This is a genomic window from Methanobrevibacter olleyae, assembly GCF_900114585.1.
GTDB classification, from domain to species: Archaea; Methanobacteriota; Methanobacteria; order Methanobacteriales; family Methanobacteriaceae; genus Methanobrevibacter; species Methanobrevibacter olleyae.
This window is the reverse complement of the sequence record NZ_FOTL01000013.1, coordinates 38,870-45,000: the sequence shown is the minus strand read 5'-3', so window position 1 is coordinate 45,000 and position 6,131 is coordinate 38,870. Positions and strand designations below refer to the sequence as shown.

4 protein-coding genes are annotated in these 6,131 nt (G+C 24.7%); 3 read left to right on the top strand and 1 reads right to left on the bottom strand.

Annotation, left to right across the window (positions count from 1 at the left end):
• Window positions 1–1,107: 1,107 nt before the first annotated feature.
• On the bottom strand, window positions 1,108–2,064 hold the full coding sequence (gene mer / locus BM020_RS05005; protein ID WP_067145505.1) for a 5,10-methylenetetrahydromethanopterin reductase: 957 nt from the start codon (window positions 2,062–2,064) through the stop codon (window positions 1,108–1,110).
• Between the two features lie 700 nt (window positions 2,065–2,764).
• On the opposite strand from mer, the gene BM020_RS05000 reads away from it, so the two are divergent.
• The 3 genes from BM020_RS05000 (at window position 2,765) to BM020_RS04990 (ending at window position 6,058) form a co-directional block, all read left to right on the top strand.
• Window positions 2,765–3,853 carry an archaeosine biosynthesis radical SAM protein RaSEA gene (locus BM020_RS05000; RefSeq protein WP_067145503.1) on the top strand — a complete coding sequence of 363 codons (1,089 nt, stop codon included), beginning with the start codon at window positions 2,765–2,767 and terminating at the stop codon, window positions 3,851–3,853.
• A 250-nt stretch (window positions 3,854–4,103) separates the two neighbouring features.
• Entirely contained in the window at window positions 4,104–4,595 is a 492-nt protein-coding gene (locus BM020_RS04995; protein ID WP_067145501.1) for a DUF308 domain-containing protein, read from the top strand.
• Between the two features lie 164 nt (window positions 4,596–4,759).
• The gene (locus BM020_RS04990; protein WP_074798455.1) at window positions 4,760–6,058 is read left to right on the top strand and encodes an adenylyltransferase/cytidyltransferase family protein; all 1,299 of its coding nucleotides are present in this window, start codon (window positions 4,760–4,762) and stop codon (window positions 6,056–6,058) included.
• The last annotated feature ends 73 nt before the right edge of the window (window positions 6,059–6,131 follow it).

Here is a 6,131-nt window from a genome sequence, read left to right as displayed (position 1 = left end):
TTCTACCAACATCAAACACCAAGTAAAAAAAACTCAGGTTCTCACGAATATATATAATGCTATTAATACGAGATTAATATTTTATAATAATAAATTTATAAACATAAATTTAGCCATATGTGGAAAAGCAGTCATCATAGTAATGTAAATACATATACTTAGACCAACGCCATAAACACATGGCACAGTTAATAAAGAAAGTTACAACATTTACAAAAATAAAAATAAACAATTGCAAAAAATAATTCTTTATTTAATAAATAAATCAATATCTATAAAATTAAATATAAAGTTTGAATTGGCCAAATATATTAATTTAAAAAAATAAGACAAATAAAAAAAATAATCAATTATTAAAAAGTATTACTAATTTTAAAAAATTTAATAAATATGAAGAATAGTAGAAAAAATATTAAAAAATTAAAAAAATCAAATGAAGAAAAAATAACTAATTAAATGAATAATAATCCATCATATATGAATATAAGCTTATAGGTATATTATAATTTAAAATAATAAGCATATCGAAAGTTAAATTTGAAATAGAAAATACAAATATAATTAAAATTAATATAACTATTTAATATTTATATTTTAAAAAAAAGAATTGATATTTATAGTTAATATATAAAATTAACGAATAATATCTGATTAAATTTAAAATAATAAAAACTATTATTAAAAAATAAGAAAAAAATTCAATGCAAAATTAAAGTTTATGAATTTTTTAAAAAAAAGAAAATAACATCTAATATATAAATTTAACTATTTTTATTAGATACCATTTAAAAACGTATTAGACACTATTTAAAAAGTGAAAATTTTACTAGTATTTAATCACTAATATTTAGTCACTATTATTTGTCACTAAATAATTATTATTTAATTTATAGACTCTTCAATCTAAAATAATTCAAATTAATATAAATTAAATGTAAAATATAACTATAAACTATAACTTATATTATAAAATATTAATTAAAGCTATCTTTTTAAAAAAATAGAAATTGATAAAAAGGGAAATAAGATTTAAGAAAATATAACAATTGTTAAATCAATGAGGCTAAAAAAAAAGAAAAAATTAAAAAATTAGGAATTGTAGCTTCCTTAGAAGCTAGCAATTACATCTCCTAATAATTTAATAGATTCTTCTACGTTTTTACCTACAGGAGATCCTGCTACATACTGAGTTACACCCATTTCAGCTAAGCCTTCAATTTTTGGAATAAACTCATCAGGAGTACCACATACAGCGAAAGCATCGAGTGCTTCATCAGTTACTGCACCAATAGCTCCACCAAAGTCACCTTTAGCTAAGAATGCACCCATTTGTTCGTTGAATCCATCAGGTAATCCATGTCTTGCGATTACTGGAGGTGGGGAACCTGCTGCAATAAATGCAACTACGATTTTTGCTGCGTTTTTAGCTGCATCAGAGTCAGGACCAATTGAAGTAGCAGTGTATGCACCTACATCAAATGTTTTATCTTGGTCGCCAATTCCTTTTTTAATCATAGGCATAGCGGATTCATAATCTTTAGGGTTAGAAGCATTAATTAATACACCGTCAGCAATTTCACCAGCAGTTTCTAACATTTTAGGACCTTGTGCACCCATGTAAATAGGTATGTGTTCTTGTACAGCTTTTACTCCACCTAATGCTGCTCCACCTTCAGTTTTTCCACCTGCTAATAATGTGTTAATATCAGCGATAGCTGCTTTAATAGTAGATACAGGTTTAGTCCATTCAATTCCTAATGAATCGAAAGTAGCTTTGTCACCAGGACCAATACCGAAGGTAGCTCTTCCATCAGAAATTTCGTCAATAGTAGCAATTGCAGAAGCAGCAATTGCAGGACTTCTTACATATGGGTTGGTTACACCAGGACCCAATTTAATAGTTTCAGTTGCATTTGCAAGTAATGCTAAGGTTTCATATACGTTTTTGTTGTTGTAGTGATCAGTAATCCATGCGTATTCAAAACCGACATCTTCTGCTAATTTTACTAAACTTACAATTTCATCCAAAGGTTGATTTGGAACAAATTCGATACCGAACTTCATATTTATCACCAATTTTTATTATGTTATCTAGCTTATAAAGTATTTGTTATTTAAAAAATATAGAAAGATTTATATATTAAATCATAACTGTTTGATTTTTTATTAAAATAATAAACAAATAATAAATTTTTTTATAAAAATTAGTGCAAAATTAATTTTTTTAAAAAAAAATTAAAAAATATAAAAGTGGAAAAATCTTATTAAAAAATTGATAAGACTTAATAGAATATACAAAATAAATAATAATTCTTATAGAATATTAAAATAAACTACATTTTAATAATGAAATTAAAATTAAAATATAAATAATTAATTTCAATAGAATAGAATATTTAATATTATTCCAAGAAAATATTAATTAAATTATTAATAATATATCTTGATTTAAAAGATTATGCGATAGTTTAGAAATAAAAATAAAATTAATAAAATCTTCTATTAATAAAATCTTCTAATAAATTAAAAGTTTATCTGATTAATTAAAAAGAAAAATAAAAGATAAGAAATTATTGAAATTAATAAAAAATATAAATAAAAAACAACAATTAAATTATAGTGTTATAAAAATACTATCATTAAAATACAATTATTAAGATACAATTATTAAAATACTATTATTAAAATGTAATTATTAAATAAAATGTTTTTATTAGTAATGTATTAATGTGAATGTTAATTATAAAAAATTAGGTTAGAAAAAATGGAAATTAGAGAATTAACAAAAGAAATAAGGGATAAGTCAATAAAATATGCTAAACCTAAAGAATTAGATAGGCTTTCTACAAGCTGGTATCAGGAAGATCTTTTATATTCTGGAAAAGGAAAAACCATATTTTTAATCTTACCTACACCTGGTTGTTCATGGGCACTTGGACCAAGTGGTGGATGTACCATGTGCAGTTATATCTCAGATTGTTATCTTAAGCCAATTGAAAATTCTAAAATAATTGAATTATTTGAAAAAGAATTAAATAAATGGGATTATGGTGAAGATTATAAAAACGGTGATAAAATAGCTATAAAGCTCTTTGCAAGTGGAAGCTTTCTTAATCCTAAAGAAGTTCCAAAGGAAGCAAGAGATCATATATTAAACAAATTAGCTAATATGGAAGAAATCAGCGAAATTGTTGTAGAATCTAGACCGGAATATGTTAAAGAAGAAGTTTTAGATGAAATCTTCGATATTATAAATGATAAATTATTTGAAATTAGTATCGGTTTAGAAAGTTCTAATGAAGAAACTAGGTTAAATAAAATTAACAAAGGATTTAGTAATAAAAGCTTTGAAAAAGCAATAAAGCTAATCAAAGAATATAAAAAAAACTATAATATTAAATCTAAAGGATATATATTTGTTAAACCTATATTAACCTCCGAACAAGAAGCAATCGAAGAAGCAATTGAAACAGCAAGTTACTGTGAAAATATAGGTATGGATAGAGTTTCATGTTGTCCTGCAACAATCCATAGAGGAACATTGATTGAAAGACTTTGGAGAAGAGGGTCTTATCAACCTCCTTGGATTTGGTCAACTATTGAGGTAATTAACAGAATTAGGCAAAATGTAAAAATTCCAGCACTAATGGATACTTCAGGATTTGGTTCTAGAAGAGGCCCTTACAACTGTAAGAAATGTAATAAAGAATTAAAATACAGAATAATTGATTCAAACTTTGACCAAAGCCAAATTGAATATGATTGTGAATGTAAAAAGGAATGGGTAGCAGAAGTAAAATTCTCAGATTTAAATAAATCTAAAACCCCTATAAAACATTTGCCATTATATTAAGAAATATTCTAAAAATAATATATTAAGAAATATTCTAAAAATAATATATTAAGAAATATTCTAAAAATGATTATATTAAAAATATTTCATAAATAATTATATTGAAAAATATTCTAAAAATGATTATATTAAAAATATTCAAATATTTATAAATAATAAAAATTATAAAATTTAAAATAGGTATAATAAAATATATTAATAAATATAATAAATTTTAGCCAAATTAAAAAAAAAATAAGGAGGAAAAACCTTGCATAAACAAACTACAATAAGCATAATTGCAATTATTTTAGGAATTATTATCATTTCATTCCCAATGCTTGGAGTAATTGCAGCATCTAATATTCTCGGATTATCTGTTTTACTACTTGCAATCTTCTTATTAACCAATGGAGTTAGTGAAGTAGAATATAATACAACAAAAGGATTATTAAATACCATCTTAGGAATAATAATGTTAATAATAAGTTTAGGGTTAATCTTTAATCCAAGCATATTTACATTTTTAACTGCTTTAACTATTTATTTAGCAGGAATATTCCTAATTATAATTGGTTTAATCATCATCGTTGGAAACAGAGACAACAAGTATGGATTCTGGATGGGAATATTAGGAATAGTCTTAGGTGTAATATACATAATTATTGGAACCTACATTAACAATCCACTTATTCTTGGTTCATTAATCGGAATCTGGTTATTAGTAACTGGAGTATTAAACCTATTAAATGATGGTTATTAATCATCAATAAAATTTTGATATGAATAATAAATGAATAATAATTAAACTATTATTCATTCATAAACTACTTCTTTATAAATTATCTTAAAAATTAAAAATCTTTTTTTATAGTAGAAACTTATTAAAATTAATTATTTTTAAATTAAGCTATTAGGAAATAAACTATGATATCAATCAGTGCAGACTTTGATCCAGTTCATAAAGGACATGAAGAATTAATTAAAAAAGCTAAGGAAATAGCTGATAAAAAAGGTAGCGAGGTAGTTATCTATATGAACAAAGGATATAGTGCAAATCATGCCCCTTTTTTCACACCTTTTGAAGCAAGAGAGGAAATGGCTCTTGCATTAGGTGCAGATAAAGTAATTGCTATTGAAGGATTACACCACAGACTTATTTTATCTTATAGCGTTCCAATAAGACTTGCTAAAATGCATGAAGATGGAGTTACAGACTACATTACAGCAGCAGATATTAGTTTAAATCAAGTTAAAAGTTATGCTCAAAGATTTATTGATGAAGGTAGTTTTCTTGGAATGCCTCAAGATTTTCCTAACCGTAATGTAATTAGATGGTATGCCATAAATGAATTTTTATCAAAGAAGTTTAATCGTAAAATTGATTTCCATCTTATTCCAGAAGTCACATCTCCAAGAAAAATCTCTGGAAGATTTATTAGAAAAGATATTCTTAAAAATAACTTAGTTATAAGTGATGATATAAAAAAATTACTTCCTAAAACAACGATTGAAATTTTAGAAAGAGAAATCGATAATGGTACAATTCCTGGAAAAAGGAATATGAAAGTCTTAAAACATAAAATGAATACTTATTCTAGGTCCAGTCTGGCAAACATTGCTTATTTAAATGGTAAAGTAATTAATAAAATTGTGGAAGGTAGATTCTATAAAGAGGATGAAGAATCCATTTGGGCAAGCTTTAGAAGAGCAGATTATGGTCCAGTAATGACTCGTCTTGCAGCAACTTGTATTGAAGAAGAAGTTAGAAAAGAGGAAGTTTTAAAGTTAATGAGGGATTACGAAGAAAAAGGAGTTATTCCAAGTGAACAGAATGTTGATAAAATCATTGAAAGAGCATGGTATGTAGCTGAAGAAGTGGATAAAGGAGTATCTGCAAAAGAAGCTAACGAAAAATTCAGAAAAAAACACGATTTAAAATTGAATCCTCTAATGACACTTGAAGCAGGCCTTAATCTTACTAAATTCGAGGCAAAAAAAGTTCATGAAGGACTTGATGCTAATGTATTCATTGATAAAGATAATAAAATCTCATGTGAGATAAAAGAAAAAAAGATTAAAATAAAAACTAATTTAAAACTACCATCCAAAGAAGTTACATATTTAAGATATATTTTAGATTCTAGATATATTCCAGTAAGTGGAGAATTGATTAAAAATAAAAGAAATGATTATAGAGTAAAAATAACTATCCATAATTATTAAAAAAAAAAAGAAATGATTATAGAGTAAAAATAACTATCCATAATTATTAAAAAAAAAAGAAATGATTATAGAG